The following is a 22,279-nucleotide window of genomic DNA, read 5'->3' on the forward strand; positions in this document are numbered from 1 at the left end:
CGACGATTTCGGATAGGCGGTCTGGGGCTGCGGCTGATGACCTTGATGGGGGCGGCTTTGCTGCCCCTTGCCATGCTTAGCTATGTGCAGACGCTGGAGACCGAAGCCGTTTCAGACAGTCGGGCAAGGGCCGCCATTCTGGGCGATACCCTGCTGGCGGCGGGGCCGCAGGTGGATATTCTGATGCGCGCGCAGGGCACTGCGGCAACCCTTGCCGCCACCTTGCCGCAACTGGTGGGCGACTCCGAGGCCTGCAAAAGGTTCGTGCGCCGCATCGCCACCCACTCTGAGGGCCGCTATTCCTTTGTTGGTTTCATCCCGCCGTCCGGGATGATCACCTGCACCTCGGCGGATCAGCCCTTTGACACGTCGCAAAGCCCGTGGCTGGCCGAAATGCTGGCCAATCCGCAGACGCGCCTGACGGTCAATCGCCGCGCCCCGATTTCGGGCACCTCGATCCTGAACCTGTCAACCCCTGTCTATGGGCCAGATCAACGCTTGCTGGGCTTTGCGTCGGTGTCGATGACGCATTCCGCGATCGAAGCGCAGGGCACGGGCCAGCCGCCGGGCGATGAGGACCAGCCGCTGTCGATGATGACCTTTGATCAGGAAGGCGAGGTCCTGACCTCATCTGGGGGGATGGATGGTGTCGCGCAGTTTTTGCCAACGTCATATCGGCTGGCCGATTTCGTGGGCCAGCCCGGCACCAGCTTTCTGGATGTGACACCCACAGGGCAACGCCGCGCCTTTGCCGTTGTGCCGTTGTCGAAGGGCAATCTTTATCTGTTGGGGTCCTGGCCTGCGGACCGGCTGGATGCAGGCGGATTTGCAAGTGATCTGCCGACGGTGACCTTTCCCTTGCTGATGTGGGCGGCCAGCCTGATGGTGGCGTGGCTGGCGGCGGAAAGCCAGGTTTTGCGCCATGTGCGCAGCTTGCGGGCCAGCATCACCGCCTTTGCGGGGGGGGATCGCAAGGTCAAACCCCTGCGCAATGACCATGCAGCGCTGGAGTTGCGCGAGGTGGGCGATGCCTATGAGCGGATGACCGAAGCGATCTTGCAAGACGAGGCGCAGCTGGAAAACACGATCCACCAAAAGGAAGTGTTGCTGCGCGAAGTGCATCACCGGGTAAAGAACAACCTGCAACTGATCGCCTCGATCCTGAACATGCAGTTGCGCACCACCCGCACGGCCGAGGCGCGGATGGCGATGAAATCGGTGCAGGAACGGGTGGTCAGTCTGGCGACGATTCACCGCGAGCTGTATCAGACCTCGGGCCTGACCGATATTCGTGCGGATGAATTGCTGCCGCGGATCGTGCATCATATCATGAAGATCGGTGCCGCGCCCGAGCGGCCCTTTGATCTGGATATCCGCATTGACGATATTCGCCTGACGCCCGATCAGGCGGTGCCCTTGGGCCTGTTCCTGACCGAAGGCATGACCAATGTGCTGAACCACACCTGGCGCGGGCAAAAGGGGCCTGCCAAGGTGCATGTCGGCCTGTTGCGCCAGCCCGATGGCACGGCGGAATTGCGGATCATCAATTCGCTGATGCCGCGCGACCCCGGCGATGCCGCAGGGCTGGAGGCGCTGGAGCCGGTGTCGGATGGCTTTGGCAGCAAGCTGCTTGAGGCGTTTTCGTCGCAACTGGACGGCAAGATCGACCGTGGTCGGCAGGGTGACGAGTATCATCTGACAGTGGTCTTTCAGCCCAGCCCGCTGCAACAGGCCGAACAGAGGCAGCGCGCGTCTGACCCCCTTTGATGCGGGGTTTTTCTTGGCAAAGGGAACCCGATGCCGTGCCCCGCGTTTGGTTCATATCAGCGCAGCAGCGCAATATGAACAAAGGAGAAAGACCATGCTTGGTTGGGCACTTACATTTCTGGTGGTGGCGCTGATTGCGGCGGCGCTTGGGTTTGGGGGTATCGCGGGGGCCTCGGCCTCGATCGCACAGGTGCTGTTCTTTATCTTCATCATCCTGTTCGTCGTGGCGATGATCGCCCGCGCGATCAAAGGCCGCCCGCCGGTCTGACCGCCCCTGACGAGGATATGGCAAAGGGCCGCCCGCTTGGGTGGCCCTTTTGCTTGTCACGCCTCGGCAGGTTCGATGGCCGTTGCGGGGAAGGTCAGTGTTGCCACGGTGCCGGGGCCGGATTGAAAGCCCAGCTTGCCGTCAAGCTGATCGGCGAATTGAAAGGCCACGCGCAGGCCAAGGCTGCGTGATTTTTCAGGCTGAAAATCCTCTGGCAGGCCCTTGCCATCATCGGCAATCCGCACAAAGCCTTCGCCGTTTTCCGTGCCGGTGGAAATCGTGATCCGCGTCACCCGGTCTTCGGACAGCGCATGTTCCAGGGCATTGGATGTCAGTTCCACGGCGACCAGCGCCACGGGTGTGGCCTGATCGCCGGTGGCGATCAAGGGCTGCATCTGGAAATCAAGAACCACCCTGTCACCCACATCGGCCGAGGCCAGAACCTCGGGCAGAACCGCTTTCAGCAATTGGGCGATGTCGATGTTCTGGCGTTTGGGGTTGTGCAACTGGCGCTGGATCGACGCCACCACCTTCAGCCGTGCCGAGGCCGTTTCCAGTGCTTGTCGCGCCGCGCCATCGGCCAGATTGCGCTGTTGCATTTTCAACAGCGAGGCAATGACCTGCAGGTTGTTCGACACCCGGTGCTGCAATTCGTGAAACATCGTCTTGTTCTGCGCGGCCAGCCGGTCCGAGGTCTTGCGTTCGTCATCCAGCTTGACCAGCGCCAGCCGCATCAGATGCAGCAAGACCAGATCGGTGGCGACGATAAAGACATAAAACACCAGCGCCAGCACGCTGGACCCGGTCAGCCCCCAAGACCCCTGCGGCGCAAGGAAAAAATACCAGGCAGACAGACCGCATAGCACCGCGACCACAGTTCCCGCGCGCGTGCCTGCAAAAAAGCCGGTCAGGATGACGGCGGGAAAAAACGTCAGATAAGGAAAGCCGGGGGGCAGGGCGCCTTCCAGCCAATAGCGGCTGCCAAAGGCGGCCAGAAAGGCAATGGCGGTAAAGCCCCATTCATAGGTTGCGCTGCGGCGCGCGGTGGCAAGGCTGCGCAATCGTTGCAAGTGAATACCTTTTCAACATTGGCTTATCCAATATGCAGGCTGCAACTTTGCCGTGACCTTCATCAACATGCAAATTCATTTTCGCCCCCCGCCACGGCAGACCTTACGTCATCGGCAAACTTCGGCCTTGGTGCGAAAATATGGTCCGCAGGAAGGGAACCAAGTGCGGTCTGGCGTGTTGACCGGGCAAGACGCGCCGTTTGTTCCCTGACTGGCGCCCTTTGGGTCGCGACGCACTCCCCCGTTTGGTTGCGGCCTGTCTGGCCGGGCTGCCCTTTGGGTGCCCGGCCTTTTTATTTGAAAAATCAATACTTTGCCCTTGGCAGGGAACCTGTTGGCCGCTGGGGCGTTTCTTATGTGTAACAGCGGCAGATGCCGCGTTGAAAGAAAGGATTGTCAGATGAACTGGGATCAGATCGAAGGAAAGTGGAAGCAAGTCAAGGGGTCGGCCAAGCAGAAATGGGGCGACATTACCGGCGATGACTGGGACAAGATCGAAGGTCGCCGGGATGAGATCGTGGGCCTTGTGCAGGAACGCTATGGCAAGGCCAAGGAAGAGGCCGAAAAGGATGTGGATGACTGGATCAAGAACGTCTGATCCGTCGCCAGACCGGAAAAAGGCACCCCGAGGGGTGCCTTTTTTGGTGTTTCAGCCACTGTGTCTGGCCGATCATTCAGTCTCGGGCAGCACCCGCACCGCGCCTTTGTCGGCCGAAGCCGCCAGCATGGCATAGGCCTTGAGTGCAGGCGTCACCTTGCGCGGACGCTGCTTGGCGGGTTTCCAGCCTTTGGCATCCTGCTCGGCGCGGCGCTTGGCCAGTTCCTCTTCGGCAATCCGCAGGTTGATGCTGCGCGCGGGAATGTTGATGTCGATCATGTCGCCATCGCGCACCAGACCAATCGCCCCGCCCGAGGCCGCCTCGGGGGAGGCATGGCCGATCGACAGGCCCGAAGTGCCGCCCGAAAAGCGCCCGTCGGTCAGCAAGGCGCAGACCTTGCCCAGGCCCTTCGACTTCAGATAGCTGGTCGGATACAGCATTTCCTGCATCCCCGGCCCACCCTTTGGCCCTTCATAGCGGATGACGACCACGTCGCCCGCCTTCACCTCGTTGTTCAGAATGCCGGCCACCGCGTCATTCTGGCTTTCATACACTTTGGCAGGGCCCGAGAAGACAAAGATCGACTCGTCCACGCCTGCGGTTTTGACGATACAGCCATCCAGCGCGATATTGCCCTTCAGCACGGCCAGACCGCCCTCTTTGGTAAAGGCATGTTCGGCCGAGCGGATCACGCCGGTTTCGCGGTCAAGATCCAGTTCGGCATAGCGTTTCGACTGGCTGAACGCCGTGGCCGACCGCACGTTGCCGGGGGCAGCCTTGAAGAAATCGCGCACCGAGTCATGGTTGGTGCGGCTGATGTCCCAATGATCCAGTGCCGCGCCCATGGTGGGCGAATGCACGGTCACGCAATCGCGGTGCAACAGGCCTGCATTATCCAACTGCCCGAGGATCGCCATGATCCCCCCGGCGCGGTGGACGTCTTCCATATGCACGTCTTGCTTGGCCGGGGCCACCTTGCACAGGCAGGGCACCTTGCGTGACAACTGGTCGATATCGTCCTGATCAAAGTCGATCCCGCCTTCATGCGCGGCGGCCAGAATGTGCAGGATGGTGTTGGTGGAACCGCCCATGGCAATGTCCAGCGCCATGGCGTTTTCAAACGCCTGCTTGTTCGCCACATTGCGCGGCAGAACGCTGGCATCATCCTGTTCATAATAGCGTTTGGTGATATCGACGATCAGATGCCCGGCCTCGACAAACAGGCGCTTGCGGTCGGCATGGGTGGCCAGGGTGCTGCCATTGCCGGGCAGCGACAGGCCCAAGGCCTCGGTCAGGCAGTTCATCGAATTGGCGGTGAACATGCCGCTGCACGACCCGCAGGTGGGGCAGGCGGCCTTTTCGATCTCATCGACCTCTTCGTCGGTATAGCTGTCATCGGCGGCCACAACCATGGCGTCAACCAGATCCAGCGCCAGCTCGCGGCCCTTGATCACGGCCTTCCCGGCCTCCATCGGCCCGCCCGAGACGAAAACGGCCGGGATGTTCAGCCGCATCGCCGCCATCAGCATGCCGGGGGTGATCTTGTCGCAGTTCGAGATGCAGACCATGGCATCGGCGCAATGGGCGTTGACCATGTATTCCACGCTGTCGGCGATGATCTCACGGCTGGGCAGCGAATACAGCATGCCGTCATGGCCCATGGCGATCCCGTCATCAACGGCGATGGTGTTGAATTCCTTGGCGACGCCACCTGCGGCCTCAACCTCACGCGCGACAAGCTGGCCAAGGTCTTTCAGATGCACATGGCCCGGCACGAACTGGGTAAAGCTGTTCACAATGGCGATGATCGGTTTGCCGAAATCACCATCTTTCATGCCGGTGGCGCGCCAAAGGCCACGGGCGCCGGCCATGTTGCGGCCATGGGTGGTCGTGCGGGAACGATAAACGGGCATGGTTTCCTCCGGGCAACAGCATTGGGCAACAGCTTTGGGCCAAGTTGCATTGCCGCCGCGCGTGGTCAAGCGGGCAATTCCCGGTTTCGCCTGATTGCAGCGTCATTTTGCTGCAAAATGCCGCTCGGGGCTTTGCGTTTCGGTCGTCCTTGGGTATCGCTGGGGGACGACAGGAAAGGATCTTGCGATGCGTCACGGCGGCCGTGTTCTGGTAGAGAGTCTGGTGGCCTTGGGCGCCACGCGCGCCTTTGGGGTTCCGGGGGAAAGCTATCTTGCGGTTCTGGATGCGCTGCATGACACGCAAGGCGCGTTTGATTTCGTCAATTGCCGCAATGAGGGTGGCGCTGCCTTTATGGCGGCGGCCTGGGGCAAGCTGACGGGCAGCCCCGGCATCTGCATGGTGACGCGGGGGCCGGGGGTGACCAATGCGTCGATCGGCATTCACACCGCGATGCAGGACAGCGCGCCGATGATCTGCTTTGTCGGGCAGGTGGGGACCGATATGAAGGGGCGCGAGGCGTTTCAGGAAATCGACTATCGCGCGGTCTTTGGCACGATGGCGAAATGGGCGGTCGAGATTGACCGTGTCGAGCGGATTCCTGAAATTCTGTCAAGGGCTTGGACGATGTCCTTGTCAGGGCGGCCTGGGCCTGTTGTGGTGGCCTTGCCCGAAGATATGCTGTCTGCCGCCTGTGAGGCGCCATCGCTGGCCGGGCCTGTTCGGATGGCCGAACCCGCCCCGGATGCGGCGGCGCTGGCAGAGGCGATGGGGATCTTGGCTTTGTCCAGCAAGCCATTGATTTTGTTGGGTGGATGTAACTGGACCGCGGCGGGCAAAGCGGCGATGCAAGGCTTTGCCGAGGCGTCCAATATCCCCGTGGTCGCGGCCTTTCGCTATCAGGATATGTTCGACAATCATTCGCCTGTCTATTCGGGCGAGGCCGGTGTCGGCATGCCTGCACATGTCAAATCCTTGATTACGCAGGCAGATTGCATTCTGGCGGTGAATGTCCGCTTTGGCGAGATGACGACCGACGGGTATACCCTGTTGTCGGTGCCTGATCCGCAACAGCGGCTGATCCATTGCCACCCCAGCGCACTCGAGATCGGCAAAATCTATCGGCCAGAGATCGGAATCGTGTGTGGCCCCAATGCCTTGGCGGGCGTTCTTCATCCTGTGTCCGGGGCCTGGGGGGAATGGGTGCGGGCGGCGCGGGCGGGCTATGAGGCGACCTTTGATCTGCCGCCGCAGCCGTCACCGGTGGATATGGGGGTGGTGACGGCGCATTTGCGGGCGATCTTGCCCGACGATGTGATCGTCACGAATGGTGCCGGGAATTTTGCCTATTGGCCGAACAAGGCCATGAAATACGGCAAGAATGCGCGTTTGCTTGCACCGCAGTCGGGGGCCATGGGCTATGGCGTGCCGGCGGCAATCGCGGCCAAGGTGGCCCATCCGGGCCGCCGGGTGGTGTGCTTTGCCGGCGATGGCGATTTTCAGATGAATTTTCAAGAGCTTGCAACCGCTTCTCAATATAACGCGGCGCCGATCATCCTGATCCTGAACAACGGGATTTACGGCACGATCCGCGCCCATCAGGAACGCCACTACCCGGCGCGGGTGTCGGGCACCGATATGGTCAGCCCCGATTTCACGATGATCGCAAAGGCCTATGGCTTTCATGGCGAACGGGTTGAAACGACGGCCGATTTTCCGGCCGCCTTTGACCGTGCCCTGGCCAGCCCGACCGGGGCGGTGCTGGATCTGAACATCTCGCCCGAGGCGCTGACCCCGCGCCAAAGCCTGACCGAAATGCGCAAGGCCGCGTTGGCAAGGCAGGGGTGACGCGCGGCTGCGTCATTCCCAGCTGACATCGCCCAGAAAGATATAGCCCGCGCCGTAGATCGTCTTGATCAGGCTGGGATTTTTCGGATCTTCGCCCAGTTTGGTGCGCAGGCGTGAAATGCGCACATCCATGGCGCGGTCAAAACTTTCGCCCGCGGCCCCGCCAAGGCTTTCTTGCATCTGTGCCCGGCTGATCAGCCGGCGCGGGCTTTCCAGAAACAGGCGCAAGACCTGACCCTCGGCATTGGAAAACGGGATCTGTTCGCCCGTGGCGGATACAAGGGTGTAGCTGTCGAACAGCGCCGTCCAGCCGTTGAACCGCGCAATCTGGCTGCTGCGGTCACTGGGGGCGCGGGTCTTGCGCAGGCGGGCCCGGACACGGGCAACGATTTCAGCGGGATCAAAGGGTTTGATGATGTAGTCATCGGCCCCCAATTCCAGCCCCATCACCCGATCCTGCACCTGGCTGCGGCCCGAGATGATGATGATCGCGGCCCCCGATTCCAGCGCCAGACGATGCACCAGAACCAGCCCGTCGCGGTCCGGCAGGCCCAGATCGACCAGGCAGACATCGGGCGACTGGCGCTTTAGCGCGGCCTCGAATTCGGTGGCGCGGCCAAAGCTGATGGTGCGAAACCCGGCTTCGGTCAGCGCATCCGACAGCAGGCGGCGGATTTCGGCCTCGTCATCCAGAATTGCGACAAGGGCTTGGGTCATCGGGTCACCGTGGACAAAAAGCGGGCAAGCGTGGCGGCGTCAAAGGGCTTGGGCAGCAGCGCAAAACTGGCCTGAGCCGCGGCGCGCAACGGATCGGACGGGGGGGCCGACGTCATCAAGGCAAGGCGCCCCAGCCCTTTGTGGGCCAGTGACCGGGCCAGATCAAGCCCGCTGCGGCTGCCGCGCAGATGCAGATCGCTTAGAACAAGTGCGATCCCCGGCAGATCGGCCAAAGCCTCGGCCTCATCCGCTGTGGTGGCCTCGATCACCGCATGGCCAAGGCCGCGCAGCATTTCGCGCAGGCTTTCGCGGATGTCGTCATTGTCCTCGACCAAAAGCACCATGCCGGGGGGCGCGTCGGGGGCCACAACCTGCGGCGCAGGGCGATAGGGCAGGCGCAGGGTCACACAGGCCCCGCCGGTGGCGCGGTTTTCCAGCCGCACCATGCCCCCCGCCAGCGTGGTCTGGTCATAGACCATGGCCAGCCCCAGCCCCGACCCTTCGGCCCCCTTGGTGGTAAAAAACGGCTCTAGCGCATGGTCCAGCGCCTGATCCGAAAAGCCGGGGCCGGTGTCTGAAACCGTAAAGTCGATCCAGGTGTGATGCACGGGCCGGACCGACAGGGTGATGTCGCCCGGAGGGCTGCCAATGGCATCCTTGGCGTTCAAGATCAGGTTCAACAACGAATCTTGCAGCAAGCCCGCATCCAGCATCACCGGCCCGGTCAGCCCTTGGCTGTGCAGGGTCAGCTTCACGCCATCTGGCAAGGTGGGGCCAGCCAGTTGCGCCAGATCGTCCAGAAAGCCGGGCAGGTCCAGCGCCACGGGCCGCATCTCGCGCCGACCCGAGATCGAGGCGATGCGGTCCAGCAACGCGCCCCCGCGGCGGGCGGCGGCCAAGGTGGCGCCGACAAGCGATTGCGCCCCGGCGGGCAGGTCCAACCGGTCAAGCCGCGATTGCAGGCCAAGGATCACGGTCAGCAGATTGGCGAAATCATGGGCAAGCCCCGAGGTCAGTTGTGCCGCCAGTTCCCGCTTGCGGGTTTGCATCACGGCAGCGCGGGCCTGACTTTCCTCGGTGATGTCCATCGACAGGATATAGACGCCATTCACCGGGCCATCATCGTTCTGGTCGGGGGTAAAGGCCGCACGGATGCGGCGGCCCGACCCATGGTCGGTAAATTCGAACACCGACGCCTCGCCCGCCAGGGCCCGGTGCAGATAAGGCTCGATATGCACGAAATTCTCCGGGCCCAGGGCCTCGCGCCCGGTCAGGCCGATGATCTGCTGGGGCCGCCCCGGCAGAACCGACGACAGGCGGCGGTTGGTATAGGTATAGCGCAGATTGCGGTCCACATGGGCGATATGGGCCGGCATCATCTCGGTGGTCAGGCGGGTTCGGGCCTCGATTTCCGTCAGTTGCGCCTTGGCCGCCGAAAGCGCGGTATTGGCCGCCGACAGGGCGCGGTTGGTTTCAGACAGGCGTTCGGCATTCGACAACAACTGATCCGACAATTCCGCCGACCGCGCGCGCAGCATCTGCTGCTGATACCGCACTTCGGTAATGTCGGTGTAAACCGTGACCCAGCCGCCTTGGGGCAGGGGAAAGCCCTCGACGCTGACCCAGCGGCCATTGGGGCGCATGCGTTCAAGGTAATGGGGCACAAAGGCAAGGGCGGCTTGCACGCGGCTGCGCACGGCTTCGTCCGGGTCGTCTTGCGGGCCGTATTCGCCGCGCATGACCAAAAGTCGGATGGTGTCTTCAAAGCTGACGCCGGGGGTGATGTATTCGGCGGGAAAGTCGAACATCTCTTGATAGCGGCGGTTGCAGACGGCCAGACGCAGGTCGCTGTCAAAGATCGAAAGCGCCTGTGAGATCAGGTTCAGCCCCGTGCGGGTCAGGCTGGTGATATCCTCGTCGGTGATCGGCATCATTCCCCCCTGACCCTATCGCTATCACTGGCGGGACGGGGCGGGAAAGGGGCAACCGGGGCGTGTAACAATTCGAAAGGTTTGCGCAAAAGTGACGACATAGTTTGCCGCAAGTCTGCCCCCAACGGCAACCGGCACCAAGACCGGGTGGCACGGCCCCGACAGGGGCAAGGGAGGAGTTTGATGGCAGATCGCCAGTCTGGCTTGGCCGACAGGGGGGCTTTGGCCTCGGTTCCCGCGCTGATGGCGCGCAATGCGCAACAGTTGGGCGCGCGTCCGGCGTTTCGTGAAAAGGAATTCGGCATCTGGCAAAGCTGGACATGGGCCGAGGCGCATGACGAAACCCGTGCCATGGCCATGGGTTTTCTGGCGTTGGGGCTGGCGCGCGGTGATTTCGTCGCCATCGTCGGCCGCAACCGCCCGTCGCTGTATTGGGCGATGGTGGCGGCGCAGATGTGTGGCGCGGTGCCGGTGCCGCTGTATCAGGACGCGGTGGCCGAAGAGATGGCCTATGTGCTGGATCATTGCGGCGCACGGTTCGTGATCTGCGGCGATCAAGAGCAGGTGGACAAGGTGATCGACCTGCAAGAGCGCGTGCCCCATATCGCGCAGGTGATCTATGTCGACAAGCGCGGCATGCGCAAATATGACCACAGCCGCATGAACGCCATGGCCGATGTCGTGGCCGAAGGGCGGGCCGGGCATCACCGGTTCGAGGCCGAGATGCAAGGCCGGATCGATGCACTGGGGCCGGATGATCCTTGTGTGATGCTGTATACCAGCGGCACGACCGGCAAGCCCAAGGGCGTGCTGTTGTCGAACCGCAATATTCTGGAAACCAGTCGCAACACCTGTGCTTTCGACGATCTGACCGCGCAAGAGGAAATACTGGCCTATCTGCCGATGGCCTGGGTGGGGGATTTCATCTTTTCGGTGGGGCAGGCAATGTGGGCGGGCTTTTGCGTCAATTGTCCCGAAAGCCCCGAAACGATGATGACCGATCTGCGCGAGATCGGGCCAACCTATTTCTTCGCCCCTCCACGGGTGTTTGAGGGCCAGTTGACCAGTGTCATGATCCGCATGGAAGATGCGGGGCGGTTCAAGAAATGGCTGTTCCACACCTGTATGGCCGTGGCGCGGCGGGTTGGGCCGGATATTCTGGACGGCAAGCCCGTCAGCGCCTTTGACCGGCTCAAATACTGGCTGGGTGATCTGCTGATCTATGGTCCGCTGAAAAACACCCTTGGGTTTTCGCGGATCCGCGTCGGCTACACCGCGGGCGAGGCGATCGGGCCCGAGATTTTCGACTTTTACCGCAGCCTTGGGATCAACCTGAAACAGCTTTACGGCCAGACCGAGGCTTCGGTCTTTATCACCCAGCAGCCTGATGGCGAGGTGCGGTCGGATACCGTGGGCGTGCCCTCGCCGGGGGTTGAGGTAAAGATCGCCGAGACGGGCGAGGTGTTCTACCGCAGCCCCGGCACCTTTGTGGAATATTACAAGAACCCCGAAAGCACCGCCAAGACCAAGGATGCCGAGGGCTGGGTGGCCACGGGCGATGCCGGATTCTTTGAGGAAGGCACAGGCCATCTGCGCATCATCGACCGGGCCAAGGATGTGGGCAAAATGGCCGATGGCCGTCTGTTTGCGCCCAAATATGTGGAAAACAAGCTGAAATTCTATCCCAACATCCTTGAGGCAGTGGTGTTCGGCGCCGGGCGCGACCGCTGCACGGCCTTTGTCAACATTGACCTGAATGCCGTGGGCAACTGGGCCGAGCGCAACAACATCGCCTATTCCAGCTATCAGGAACTGGCAGGCCATCCGCGCGTCTATGAGATGATCCGCGGGCATATCGAAGAGGTCAACCGGTCAGTGGCTGCCGATCCGATGCTGGCGGGCTGTCAGGTGCATCGGTTCCTGATCCTGCACAAGGAACTGGATGCCGATGACGGAGAGCTGACACGCACCCGCAAGGTGCGGCGCAACATCATTTCGGAGAAATATGCCGATCTGATCGCCGCTTTGTATGACGGGTCAAAGACCGTCTCGACTGAAACCGAAGTCACCTATGAGGATGGGCGCAAGGGGCATATCCGCGCCACCCTAGTGCTGGCCGATGCGGCGGTTGATCTGCCGCCCGAAGGGAGGGTCGCGGCATGAAAGGCCAGCCATTGAACGCAACGGCGGCGGCACCCGGCCTTACGGCTGCCGAGACGACCCCGGATGGGCGCCCGATTGGCGGTGTGGTGATGGAGATGAAGAACATCACCCTGCGCTTTGGCGGCGTCAAGGCGATCACCGACATCAGCTTTGATGTGCGAGAGGGGGAAATTCGGTCGATCATCGGGCCCAATGGCGCGGGTAAATCGTCGATGCTGAACGTGATTTCCGGCTTTTACACCCCGCAGGAAGGCGAGGTCTGGTTTCGCGGGCAAAAGCGCCCGCCGATGAAGCCCTATCAGGTGGCGCAGATGGGCATTGCGCGCACCTTTCAGAACATTGCGCTGTTCGATGGCATGAGTGTGCTGGACAACATCATGACCGGGCGGCTGACGCTGATGAAATCGGGGCTGTTCCGGCAGGCCCTGTGGTGGGGGGCCGCGCAGCGAGAGGAAACCGCGCACCGCGAGAAAGTGGAAAAGATCATCGATTTTCTGGAGATTCAGGCCATTCGCAAAACCCCGGTGGGGCGGCTGCCCTATGGGTTGAAAAAGCGGGTTGAACTGGCGCGGGCGCTGGCGGCGGAACCCAAGATCCTGCTGCTGGACGAACCGATGGCGGGCATGAATGTCGAGGAAAAAGAGGACATGTGCCGCTTTGTTCTGGATGTGAACGACGAATTCGGCACCACCATCGTGCTGATTGAGCATGACATGGGCGTGGTCATGGATCTGTCAGACCGGGTGGTGGTGATGGATTACGGCAAGAAGATTGGCGACGGCACCCCCAATGAGGTGCGCAGCAATCAGGCGGTGATCGACGCCTATCTGGGGGTCAGCCATGACTGACGCGGGTTTCACCAAGGGGGACGTGGATCATGCCTGAGACATTCTGGTATGCGCTTGAAGTCACGCTGAACGGCCTGATGGCCGGGGTGATGTATGCGCTGGTGGCGCTGGGCTTTGTGCTGATCTTCAAGGCCAGCGGCATTTTCAACTATGCCCAAGGGGTGCTGGCGCTGTTTGCGGCCCTGACGCTGGTCGGGATCATGGAGGGGCAGGTGCCCTTTGCCCATATGATCAACGCGATCTTCGGCACGTCGGTGCATCACTTCGGCTTCAAGGTGCCGGCGCTGGTGGCGATTTTGCTGACGGCGGGGGTGATGACCTTGCTGGCGGTGCTGATCGAGCGACTGATCCTGAAACATCTGGTCAATCAGGAACCGATCATCCTGTTCATGGCGACCATCGGTCTTGCCTATTTCCTGGAAGGTCTGGGCGATGTGATGTGGGGGGCCGATATCAAGAAACTGGATGTCGGGCTGCCGCAGGGCATCAACGACGCGATCGAAAGCACGACCTATGAGCTGTTTGGCTATGGGCTGTTCATCGACACGCTGGACATTGTTGCTGCCGTGGTGGCGGCGGCGCTGGTTTTGTCGCTGACCCTGTTCAGCCAGTATTCCAAACAGGGCCGCGCGCTGCGCGCCGTGGCCGATGACCATCAGGCCGCGCTGTCGGTGGGCATTTCCCTGCGCTTTATCTGGGTGCTGGTCTGGTCGATTGCCGGGATCGTGGCCCTGGTTGCGGGCATCATGTGGGGATCGAAATCCGGGGTGCAGTTCAGCCTGTCGCTGATCGCGCTGAAGGCCTTGCCGGTGCTGATGCTGGGGGGCTTTACCTCTATCCCCGGCGCCATCGTGGGCGGGTTGATCATCGGCATGGGCGAAAAGCTGTTCGAGTTCTTCATCGGGCCGATGGTGGGCGGGGCCACCGAAAACTGGTTCGCCTATGTGCTGGCGCTGGTGTTCCTGGTGTTCCGTCCGCAGGGCCTGTTTGGCGAGCGCATCATCGAGAGGGTCTGACGATGGCTTGGGATGACAGGGCGGGTGCCTCCGGCGGGAGTATTTGGGCCAAGATGAAGCGGCAGGGACAGGATGTGAGAGAAGGGCGGGCCGATGCTGTATCGTGAGGCGGGAGATTTCAAGACAAGCTATGCGGCGGATGGGCAGACCTTTCCGATCCGGTTTGATCGGCTGCGCTATTGGGCGGTGTTGGCGGTGGCCTTCGGCGTGGTGCCGTTTTTGATCAATGATTACTGGGCCAATGCGGTGATGGTGCCCTTTCTGATCTATGCCATTGCCGCCATCGGGCTGAACATTCTGACCGGCTATTGCGGGCAGGTCAGCCTGGGCACGGGCGGGTTCATGGCGGTGGGGGCCTATGCCTGTTACAAGCTGATGACTGCTTTTCCCGACGTGTCGATCTTTCTTCATGTGCTGCTGGCCGGGGGGGTGACGGCGCTGGTGGGGGTGCTGTTTGGCCTGCCGTCCTTGCGGATCAAGGGGTTTTATCTGGCGGTGGCGACGCTGGCGGCGCAGTTCTTTCTGGTTTGGCTGTTCAACAAGGTGCCGTGGTTTTACAACTATTCGGCATCAGGCCAGATCACCGCGCCCGAGCGCACGATCCTGGGCATTGCGGTGACGGGGGCGAATACGCCGGCCTGGGCCAAGTATCTGTTTTGTCTGGTGGTTCTGACGCTGTTGGCCTGGGTGGCGCGCAATCTGACGCGGGGTGCCGTGGGGCGCAGGTGGATGGCCATTCGCGATATGGACATCGCCGCCGAGATAATCGGGGTGAACCCGCTGACGGCCAAGCTGTCTGCCTTTGCCGTTTCATCGTTTTTCATCGGGGTGGCGGGGGCCTTGTTCTTCAGCGTCTATCTGGGGGCGGTCGAAGTGGGCGAGGCCTTTGGCATCCAGAAGTCCTTTCTGGTGCTGTTCATGATCATCATCGGGGGCCTTGGGTCGATCTTTGGCAGTTTTGCGGGCGCGGCCTTTCTGGTGCTGTTGCCGGTGTTGTTGAAGAACATTCTGGTGGGTCAGCTGGGCTGGCCGACCGATCTTGCCGCCCATATCGAGTTGATGATCGTGGGGGGGCTGATCATCGTCTTTCTGATCGCCGAGCCGCATGGCCTGAACCAGCTGTGGCGGGTGGCGAAAGAGAAGCTGCGCCTTTGGCCCTTTCCGCATTAGCGCGGGCGGGCCTGACAAGAAGAACCGGGTGATCCGGCATTTCATCAACATCTGGGAGGAGACCAAGATGAGAAAGACCCTTGCTGCCGTGGTGGCAGCCGCGATTGCCGCTAGTGCCGCACCGGCCATGGCCGAGCTGATGGTGCCAAGCCTGTCTTACCGCACCGGCCCCTATGCGCCGGGGGGTATTCCCTATGCCGACGGGTTTGCCGATTACTTCACCTTGCTGAACGAACGCGATGGCGGCATCGGCGGCGAGCGGGTGAATGTCGTCGAATGCGAGACGGCCTATAACACCGAAAAAGGTGTGGAATGCTATGAGGCGACCAAGGGCCAGGGGGCGCTGGTTTACAACCCGCTGTCCACGGGCATCACCTATCAGCTGATCCCCAAGGTCACCGCCGATGGCATTCCGCTGTACACGCCCGGCTATGGCCGCACCTCGGCGGCCAATGGCAAGGTGTTTGAATGGGTGTTCAACTATCCGGCCAACTATTGGGATGCGGCCAGTGTGGCGGTGAAATACCTGCTGGATCAGAATGGCGGCAGCCTTGAGGGCAAGAAGATTGCACTGGTCTATCACAATTCGGCCTATGGCAAGGAACCGATCCGCACGCTGACCGAATTGTCTAAAAAGCATGGCTTTACGCTGGTCGAAGTGCCGGTGGACCATCCGGGGCAAGAGCAGAAGTCGCAATGGTTGCAGATCCGCCGCGACAAGCCGGATTATGTGGTCATGTATGGCTGGGGTGTGATGAATGCCGTGGCCATTCAAGAGGCGGTGAACATCAACTACCCGATGGATCAGTTCATCGGCATCTGGTGGTCGGGGTCGGAAAATGACGTGCTGCCCGCCGGCGACGGGGCCAATGGCTACAAGAGCCTGGCCATGCATGGCACGGGCAGCGACTATCCGGTTTATGCCGATCTCAAGCAATATGTGCAGGATGCGGGCAAGGCCGCTGGCGCCGGTGATCAGGTTGGCAGCGTGCTGTATTCGCGCGGCATGTATGCGGCGATGGTGATTGCCGAGGCGATCCGCAAGGCGCAGGAGATACATGGCACGGCGGCGATCACGGCTGCCCAGTTGCGCGACGGGTTTGAGCAACTGGAAATCACCGAGGCCCGGATGGCCGAACTGGGCTTGCCTGACTTTGGTCAGCCCTTCAAGGCCAGCTGCGAAGATCATGGCGGGCCGGGGGCGGCGCTGATCCAGCAATGGGATGCCACGGCCAAGAAGTGGTCGCTGGTGACCGATTTCATCGCCCCTGATGATGAGGTGCTGGAGCCGCTGGTGCAAGAAGACTCGGCCGCCTTTGCCGCCGAGAACAACATCGCCGAGCGCTGCAACTAAGCCAAAAGGGGGCCCCGGCGCGGGTTGGGGCCCCCACCATTTCAGGTCAGGACAAGGCCATGCTGGACGCGACCAAGACGGATCAGGCGCTGCTTGAGGTCAACAATATCGAGGTGATCTACAACCATGTGATCCTGGTGCTGAAAGGGGTCAGCCTGTCGGTGCCCAAGGGGGGCATCACTGCGCTGTTGGGCGGCAACGGGGCGGGCAAGACCACCACGCTGAAAGCGATTTCGCAATTGCTGAAATCGGAGCGCGGCGAGGTGACCAAGGGCAGCATCCACTACCGAGGAGAGCGCGTGCAGCATCTGTCGCCCGCCGATCTGGTGCGCAAGGGCGTGATCCAGGTGATGGAGGGGCGTCACTGCTTTGAGCATCTGACGGTAGAAGACAATCTGCTGACCGGTGCTTATACGCGGCGGGGCAGCCGGGCCGACATCGCCCGCGACCTTGAGATGGTCTATACCTATTTCCCACGCCTGAAAGAGCGGCGCAAAAGTCAGGCGGGCTATACCTCGGGGGGTGAGCAGCAGATGGTGGCGATTGGCCGCGCGCTGATGAGCCGGCCCGAGACGGTGCTGCTGGATGAGCCGAGCATGGGGCTTGCGCCGCAACTGGTGGAACAGATTTTCGAAATCGTGAAAGCGGTGAATGAGGCCGAGGGCGTGACCTTTCTGCTGGCCGAGCAGAACACCAACGTGGCGCTGCGCTATGCCCATTACGGCTATATTCTGGAAGGGGGCCGCGTGGTGATGGATGGCCCGGCCGCCGATTTGCGGGAAAACCCGGATGTGAAAGAGTTCTATCTGGGCATGTCGGATGAAGGGCGCAACAGCTTTCGCGATGTGCGCAGTTATCGTCGCCGCAAGCGGTGGTTGTCGTGATGGCGGATGGGGCAAAGGGGGCGGCAATGGGCCATTTCGATGCGTTGGAAACCCGCAGTCAGGATGCGCGCGAGGCGGCGCAACTGGCCGCTTTGAACGGTATCTTGGCGCGGCAGGGCGGTGCGGCTTTGCCTGATCTGGCGGCTTTGGCGGGCCTGCCGGTGTTGCGCAAGGCGGCGCTGTCTGATCTGCAAAAGGCCAAGCCCCCGTTTGGCGGGTTGCCGGTGGGGCAGATCGTCCATTATTTTCAATCGCCCGGCCCGATTTATGAACCGGGCGGCATCAGCCATGACTGGTGGCGCATGGGGCGGTTCTTGCATGCTTTGGGCGTGGGGGCGGGGGATATTGTTCACAACTGTTTTGGCTATCATCTGACGCCTGCGGGCATGATCTTTGAAAATGGCGCGCGGGCCGTGGGGGCTGCGGTATTGCCTGCGGGCACGGGCCAGACCGAGTTGCAGGTGCGGGCCGCGGCCGACATTGGCACCACCGCCTATGCGGGCACGCCTGATTACCTGAAGGTGATCCTTGAAAAGGCCGATGCCATGGGCGAGCGGTTGAAGATCAGCCGCGCTGCGGTTTCGGGCGGGGCGCTGTTTCCCAGCCTGCGTCAGTATTATGCCGACCGTGGCATTGCCTGCCTGCAGGCCTATGCCACGGCGGATCTGGGCAATATCGCCTATGAATCCCCGGCGATGCAGGGGATGATCCTGGATGAAGGGGTGATCGTCGAGATCGTGCGCCCCGGCTCTGACCGGCCTGTGCCTGACGGTGAGGTGGGTGAGGTGGTGGTGACCAGCCTGAACCCCGATTACCCGCTGATGCGCTTTGCCACGGGCGATCTGTCGGCGGTGATGCCGGGTGTCAGCCCCTGTGGCCGCACCAATCGCCGCATCAAGGGCTGGATGGGGCGGGCCGATCAGACCACCAAGATCAAGGGCATGTTCGTGCGCCCCGAACAGGTGGAACAACTGGTCGCGCGGCATGGCGAGATTGCCCGCGCGCGGGTCGTGGCCAGCCGCGAGGGCGAGATGGATGTGATGACGGTGCAGATCGAAACCCGTGCGACCAACCCTGCGCTGTATGAAGACAGCATCGTGGCCACATTGAAGATGCGCGGTCATGTCGAGTTGATGCCGCCGGGGGCCTTGCCCAATGATGGCAAGGTGATCGAAGATCGTCGCAGCTATGAGTGATCTTTGCCTGTGACCCAAGGTTGCGCCGAAGGCGGCTATGGGGGCGATGCGGGGGCAGGGTGAAACAGGGGCTTGTAGGTCAGTATTTTTGACCTAACATGCCGCCAGGAACAGCGGGGGGCACTGCCCCTGTCGGAGGACCAGATGAGCGACAGCATTGTGATCGTCGGGGCTGCGCGCACGCCTATGGGCGGCTTTCAGGGGGCGCTTGCGGGCCAGACGGCGGCCAAGCTTGGGGCGGTTGCCATTCAGGCGGCGCTGACGCGTGCGGGCGTGCAGGGGGCCGAGGTGGATGAGGTGCTGATGGGGTGCGTTCTGCCCGCAGGGCAGGGGCAGGCCCCGGCACGGCAGGCGGCGCTGGGGGCGGGGCTGCCGGTTTCGGTTCCGGCCAGCACGGTGAACAAGATGTGCGGATCGGGCATGAAAACGGTGATGATGGCGCATGATGCCATTCGCGCCGGTTCTGCCCGGATCATGGTGGCGGGCGGGATGGAAAGCATGTCGAACGCCCCCTATCTGCTGGACCGCGCGCGCGGCGGCTATCGCATGGGGCATGGGCGGGTGATCGACCACATGTTTCTCGATGGTCTGGAAGATGCCTATGACCGGGGCCGCCTGATGGGCACCTTTGCCGAAGACTGCGCCGAGGCCTATCAGTTTACCCGTGACGCGCAGGATGAATATGCTCTGCGCTCGCTGGCCCGTGCGCAGGCCGCGATTGCCGAGGGCCGCTTTGCCGCCGAGGTGGTGCCGGTTTCGGTCGCGGCCAAGACCGGTGAAGCGCTTGTGGCGCAGGATGAACAGCCCGGATTGGCCCGGCCCGACAAGATCCCGCATCTGAAACCTGCGTTTCGCCAAGGGGGCACGGTTACGGCGGCCAATGCGTCGTCGATCTCGGATGGGGCGGCGGCGCTGATCCTGATGACCGAGGCCGAGGCCGAAGTTCTGGGCGCCACGCCGCTGGCGCGGATCGTGGGCCATGCGGGCTTTGCCGATGAGCCGCGCCTGTTTCCCACCGCCCCCATCGGCGCGATGAAGCGGTTGTTCGACAAGACGGGCTGGACCGCGCGCGATGTCGATCTGTTTGAGATCAACGAGGCCTTCGCCGTGGTGGCGATGGCCGCGATGCGCGATCTGGATCTGGGGGCCGAGCGGGTGAATGTGAATGGTGGGGCCTGCGCCTTGGGCCATCCGATCGGGGCCAGTGGCGCGCGCATTCTGGTGACACTGCAGGCCGCTTTGCGGGCCAATGGGGCGCGGCGTGGGGTGGCCAGCCTGTGCATCGGCGGCGGCGAAGGCACGGCTGTTGCCGTGGAACTGATGGGGTAGGATATGGACTTTCAGCTTTCTGACGACCAGATGGCCATCCGCGACATGGCGGCAGGCTTTGCCGCCGCCGAAATCGCCCCCCATGCGCTGGAATGGGATCGCGACCGCCATTTCCCGGTGGAGGTGATCCGGCAGGCCTGCGCCTTGGGCTTGGGTGGCATCATGGTGTCTGACGCCCATGGCGGATCAAACCTTGGCCGGGTCGATGCGGTGCTGATCTATGAGGCCTTGGCCCGCGCCTGTCCGGCGATTTCGGCCTATCTGTCGATTCACAACATGGTCGCCCAGATGATCGACCGCTATGGGGCCCAGCCGATGAAGGCCGCCTATCTGCCGCGCCTGTGCCGGGGCGACATTCTGGCCAGCTATTGCCTGACCGAGCCGGGATCGGGGTCGGATGCGGCGGCGCTGACCACGCGGGCCGAGCGCACGGCCAATGGCTTTGTGCTGAATGGGCAAAAGATGTTCATCTCGGGCGCGGGTGAGACTGATCTTTATGTGGTGATGGCGCGCACCGGTGGGCCGGGGCCCAAGGGCGTGTCGGCCTTTGTGGTTGAAAAGGGCACCAAGGGCCTGAGCTTTGGCGCGAATGAGCGCAAGATGGGCTGGCATGCGCAGCCCACGCGGACGGTGGCCTTTGATGGGGTCGAACTGCCCGACACGGCACTGCTGGGCGATGAGGGCGCGGGTTTTCGCTATGCGATGGCCGCGCTGGATGGCGGGCGCACCTCGATTGCGGCCTGTTCACTGGGCGGCGCACAGGCGGCCTTTGACAAGGCCCTGGCCTATATGGCTGACCGCAAGGCTTTTGGCCAAAAGCTGACCGAATTTCAGGCGCTGCAATTCGCTTTGGCCGAAATGGCGACCGAGATCGAGGTCAGCCGCACCTTTTTGTGGCGTGCGGCAGCGGCGCTGGATGCCAAACTGCCCGAGGCCACGCGGCTGTGTGCCATGGCGAAAAAGCATGTGACCGACGCAGGCTTTGAGGTTGCGAACCGCGCCCTGCAACTGCATGGCGGTTATGGCTATCTGGCCGACTACGGGGTGGAAAAGATCGTGCGCGACCTGCGTGTGCATCAGATTCTGGAAGGCACGAATGAAATCATGCGTCTGATCATCGCGCGCTCTGTCATTTCTGGGGCGGCGTGATGGCGGATCTGATCGTTGAACAGGTCGGGGCCTTGGCCCGCTTGCGCCTGAACCGGCCCGAGGCGCTGAATGCGCTGACCCATGCCATGGTGCATGACATGACCGCGGCGCTTGACCGGTTTCAGGACGATCCGGGCGTTGCGGCCATTGTGATCAGTGGCGAAGGCACGCGGGGCCTGTGCGCGGGCGGCGATATCCGCAGCCTTTACGAGGCACCGCGCATCGCCGACGGCCCGTCGATGATCTTTTGGCGCGATGAATACCGGCTGAATGCCCGCATCGCCCGGCTGGCCAAGCCCTGTGTCGCGCTGATGGATGGTTTTGTGATGGGCGGTGGCATTGGCATTTCGGCCCATGCGGCCCTGCGGGTGGCCACTGATCGGTCTAAGATCGCGCTGCCCGAATGTGCCATCGGCTTTGTGCCCGATGTCGGGGCGACGTGGCTGTTGCCGCGCGCACCGGGCCAGTTGGGCCTGTGGATGGGGATGACAGGCCGCAGCCTTGGGGCGGCAGATGCCATTTTGCTGGGCTTTGCCGATCTGCATGTGCCAGCGGCAGGACTTGACGCCTTGGTGCCCGCCCTTGCCGCCTTGCCACCAGATGCGGGGCTGGCCGGGGTGCGGGCCTGTCTGGCGGCGCATGCCACCGATCCCGGCCCCGCGCCCTTGGCCGATCATCGCGCGATGATCGACCGGGTGTTTGCCGCGGATCGGCTGGAAGACATCCTTGCCGCGCTGGCGGATGAGCCGGGCGAATTTGCCGCCCGCACCTTGGCTGATCTGCGCGCGAAATCACCCACGGCGTTGAAACTGGCGTTGCGGCTGGCGCGCAAGGGGCGCTTGGTGGCGTCGTTAGAGGCGGCGTTGGAACTGGAATATGCCGCCTGTCGGGCCTTGGTGGTGGGGCCGGATTTCTATGAAGGGATCAGGGCCGCGATCATCGATAAGGACCGCGCCCCGAAATGGATGCCCGCAAGGCCCGAGGATGTGCCGGATGACTGGGTGGAAAACGCATTGCAAGTGACAGCAGACCGGGTGTTTCCGGCTGTCTGAGGGAGAG

At 62.4% G+C, this 22,279-nt stretch carries 18 protein-coding genes; 14 read left to right on the top strand and 4 right to left on the bottom strand.

Annotated features, from left to right (window positions below; translation table 11 throughout):
* Positions 1-36: 36 nt before the first annotated feature.
* The gene (locus V3C85_RS04865; protein ID WP_331793962.1) at positions 37-1,767 is read left to right on the top strand and encodes a sensor histidine kinase; all 1,731 of its coding nucleotides are present in this window, start codon (positions 37-39) and stop codon (positions 1,765-1,767) included.
* 94 nt (positions 1,768-1,861) lie between these two features.
* Positions 1,862-2,035 carry a DUF1328 domain-containing protein gene (locus tag V3C85_RS04870; RefSeq protein WP_331793963.1) on the top strand — a complete coding sequence of 58 codons (174 nt, stop codon included), beginning with the start codon at positions 1,862-1,864 and terminating at the stop codon, positions 2,033-2,035.
* 56 nt (positions 2,036-2,091) lie between these two features.
* On the opposite strand, the gene V3C85_RS04875 is transcribed toward V3C85_RS04870, so the two are convergent.
* Positions 2,092-3,105, bottom strand: coding sequence for a sensor histidine kinase (locus tag V3C85_RS04875; RefSeq protein WP_331793964.1), 1,014 nt, complete (start codon positions 3,103-3,105; stop codon positions 2,092-2,094).
* 400 nt (positions 3,106-3,505) lie between these two features.
* Between V3C85_RS04875 and V3C85_RS04880 the strand changes: the two genes are divergently transcribed.
* Positions 3,506-3,703 (top strand): CsbD family protein, encoded by a 198-nt coding sequence (locus V3C85_RS04880; protein WP_331793965.1) that lies wholly within the window; start codon positions 3,506-3,508, stop codon positions 3,701-3,703.
* A 72-nt stretch (positions 3,704-3,775) separates the two neighbouring features.
* Here V3C85_RS04880 and ilvD read toward each other — a convergent pair whose 3' ends face one another.
* Positions 3,776-5,617 (bottom strand): dihydroxy-acid dehydratase, encoded by a 1,842-nt coding sequence (gene ilvD / locus V3C85_RS04885; RefSeq protein WP_331793966.1) that lies wholly within the window; start codon positions 5,615-5,617, stop codon positions 3,776-3,778.
* Between the two features lie 187 nt (positions 5,618-5,804).
* On the opposite strand from ilvD, the gene V3C85_RS04890 reads away from it, so the two are divergent.
* Positions 5,805-7,463, top strand: coding sequence for a thiamine pyrophosphate-dependent enzyme (locus V3C85_RS04890; protein ID WP_331793967.1), 1,659 nt, complete (start codon positions 5,805-5,807; stop codon positions 7,461-7,463).
* A gap of 12 nt (positions 7,464-7,475) precedes the next feature.
* On the opposite strand, the gene V3C85_RS04895 is transcribed toward V3C85_RS04890, so the two are convergent.
* Together V3C85_RS04895 and V3C85_RS04900 are read right to left on the bottom strand one after the other, a co-directional pair.
* The gene (locus V3C85_RS04895) at positions 7,476-8,180 is read right to left on the bottom strand and encodes a response regulator transcription factor (RefSeq protein ID WP_331793968.1); all 705 of its coding nucleotides are present in this window, start codon (positions 8,178-8,180) and stop codon (positions 7,476-7,478) included.
* Complete coding sequence (locus V3C85_RS04900) at positions 8,177-10,111, bottom strand: hybrid sensor histidine kinase/response regulator (protein WP_331793969.1); 1,935 nt, start codon at positions 10,109-10,111, stop codon at positions 8,177-8,179. The genes V3C85_RS04895 and V3C85_RS04900 overlap by 4 nt, the downstream gene beginning before the upstream one ends.
* Positions 10,112-10,294: 183 nt before the next feature.
* Between V3C85_RS04900 and V3C85_RS04905 the strand changes: the two genes are divergently transcribed.
* The 10 genes from V3C85_RS04905 to V3C85_RS04950 all read left to right on the top strand — a co-directional run bounded on the left by V3C85_RS04905 (position 10,295) and on the right by V3C85_RS04950 (position 22,272).
* Entirely contained in the window at positions 10,295-12,274 is a 1,980-nt protein-coding gene (locus V3C85_RS04905) for a long-chain fatty acid--CoA ligase (protein WP_331793970.1), read from the top strand.
* 89 nt (positions 12,275-12,363) lie between these two features.
* Entirely contained in the window at positions 12,364-13,122 is a 759-nt protein-coding gene (locus V3C85_RS04910) for an ABC transporter ATP-binding protein (protein WP_331794157.1), read from the top strand.
* 29 nt (positions 13,123-13,151) lie between these two features.
* On the top strand, positions 13,152-14,138 hold the full coding sequence (locus V3C85_RS04915; protein ID WP_331793971.1) for a branched-chain amino acid ABC transporter permease: 987 nt from the start codon (positions 13,152-13,154) through the stop codon (positions 14,136-14,138).
* Between the two features lie 93 nt (positions 14,139-14,231).
* Positions 14,232-15,308, top strand: coding sequence for a branched-chain amino acid ABC transporter permease (locus V3C85_RS04920; protein ID WP_331793972.1), 1,077 nt, complete (start codon positions 14,232-14,234; stop codon positions 15,306-15,308).
* A gap of 67 nt (positions 15,309-15,375) precedes the next feature.
* A complete protein-coding gene (locus tag V3C85_RS04925) occupies positions 15,376-16,662 on the top strand; it encodes an ABC transporter substrate-binding protein (RefSeq protein WP_331793973.1) in 1,287 nt (428 codons plus the stop codon).
* Positions 16,663-16,721: 59 nt separating this feature from the next.
* On the top strand, positions 16,722-17,546 hold the full coding sequence (locus V3C85_RS04930) for an ABC transporter ATP-binding protein (protein WP_331793974.1): 825 nt from the start codon (positions 16,722-16,724) through the stop codon (positions 17,544-17,546).
* 26 nt (positions 17,547-17,572) lie between these two features.
* Positions 17,573-18,742, top strand: coding sequence for a phenylacetate--CoA ligase family protein (locus V3C85_RS04935; protein WP_331793975.1), 1,170 nt, complete (start codon positions 17,573-17,575; stop codon positions 18,740-18,742).
* 144 nt (positions 18,743-18,886) lie between these two features.
* Positions 18,887-20,071 (top strand): acetyl-CoA C-acyltransferase, encoded by a 1,185-nt coding sequence (locus V3C85_RS04940; RefSeq protein ID WP_331793976.1) that lies wholly within the window; start codon positions 18,887-18,889, stop codon positions 20,069-20,071.
* 3 nt (positions 20,072-20,074) lie between these two features.
* Positions 20,075-21,220: an acyl-CoA dehydrogenase family protein gene (locus tag V3C85_RS04945; protein WP_331793977.1), complete on the top strand. Its 1,146-nt coding sequence runs from the start codon at positions 20,075-20,077 to the stop codon at positions 21,218-21,220.
* Complete coding sequence (locus V3C85_RS04950) at positions 21,220-22,272, top strand: enoyl-CoA hydratase/isomerase family protein (protein ID WP_331793978.1); 1,053 nt, start codon at positions 21,220-21,222, stop codon at positions 22,270-22,272. Before V3C85_RS04945 ends, V3C85_RS04950 begins: the two co-directional genes overlap by 1 nt.
* Positions 22,273-22,279 lie beyond the last annotated feature (7 nt).

Source organism: Pseudotabrizicola sp. L79 (assembly GCF_036553525.1).
Taxonomy (GTDB): domain Bacteria; phylum Pseudomonadota; class Alphaproteobacteria; order Rhodobacterales; family Rhodobacteraceae; genus Pseudotabrizicola.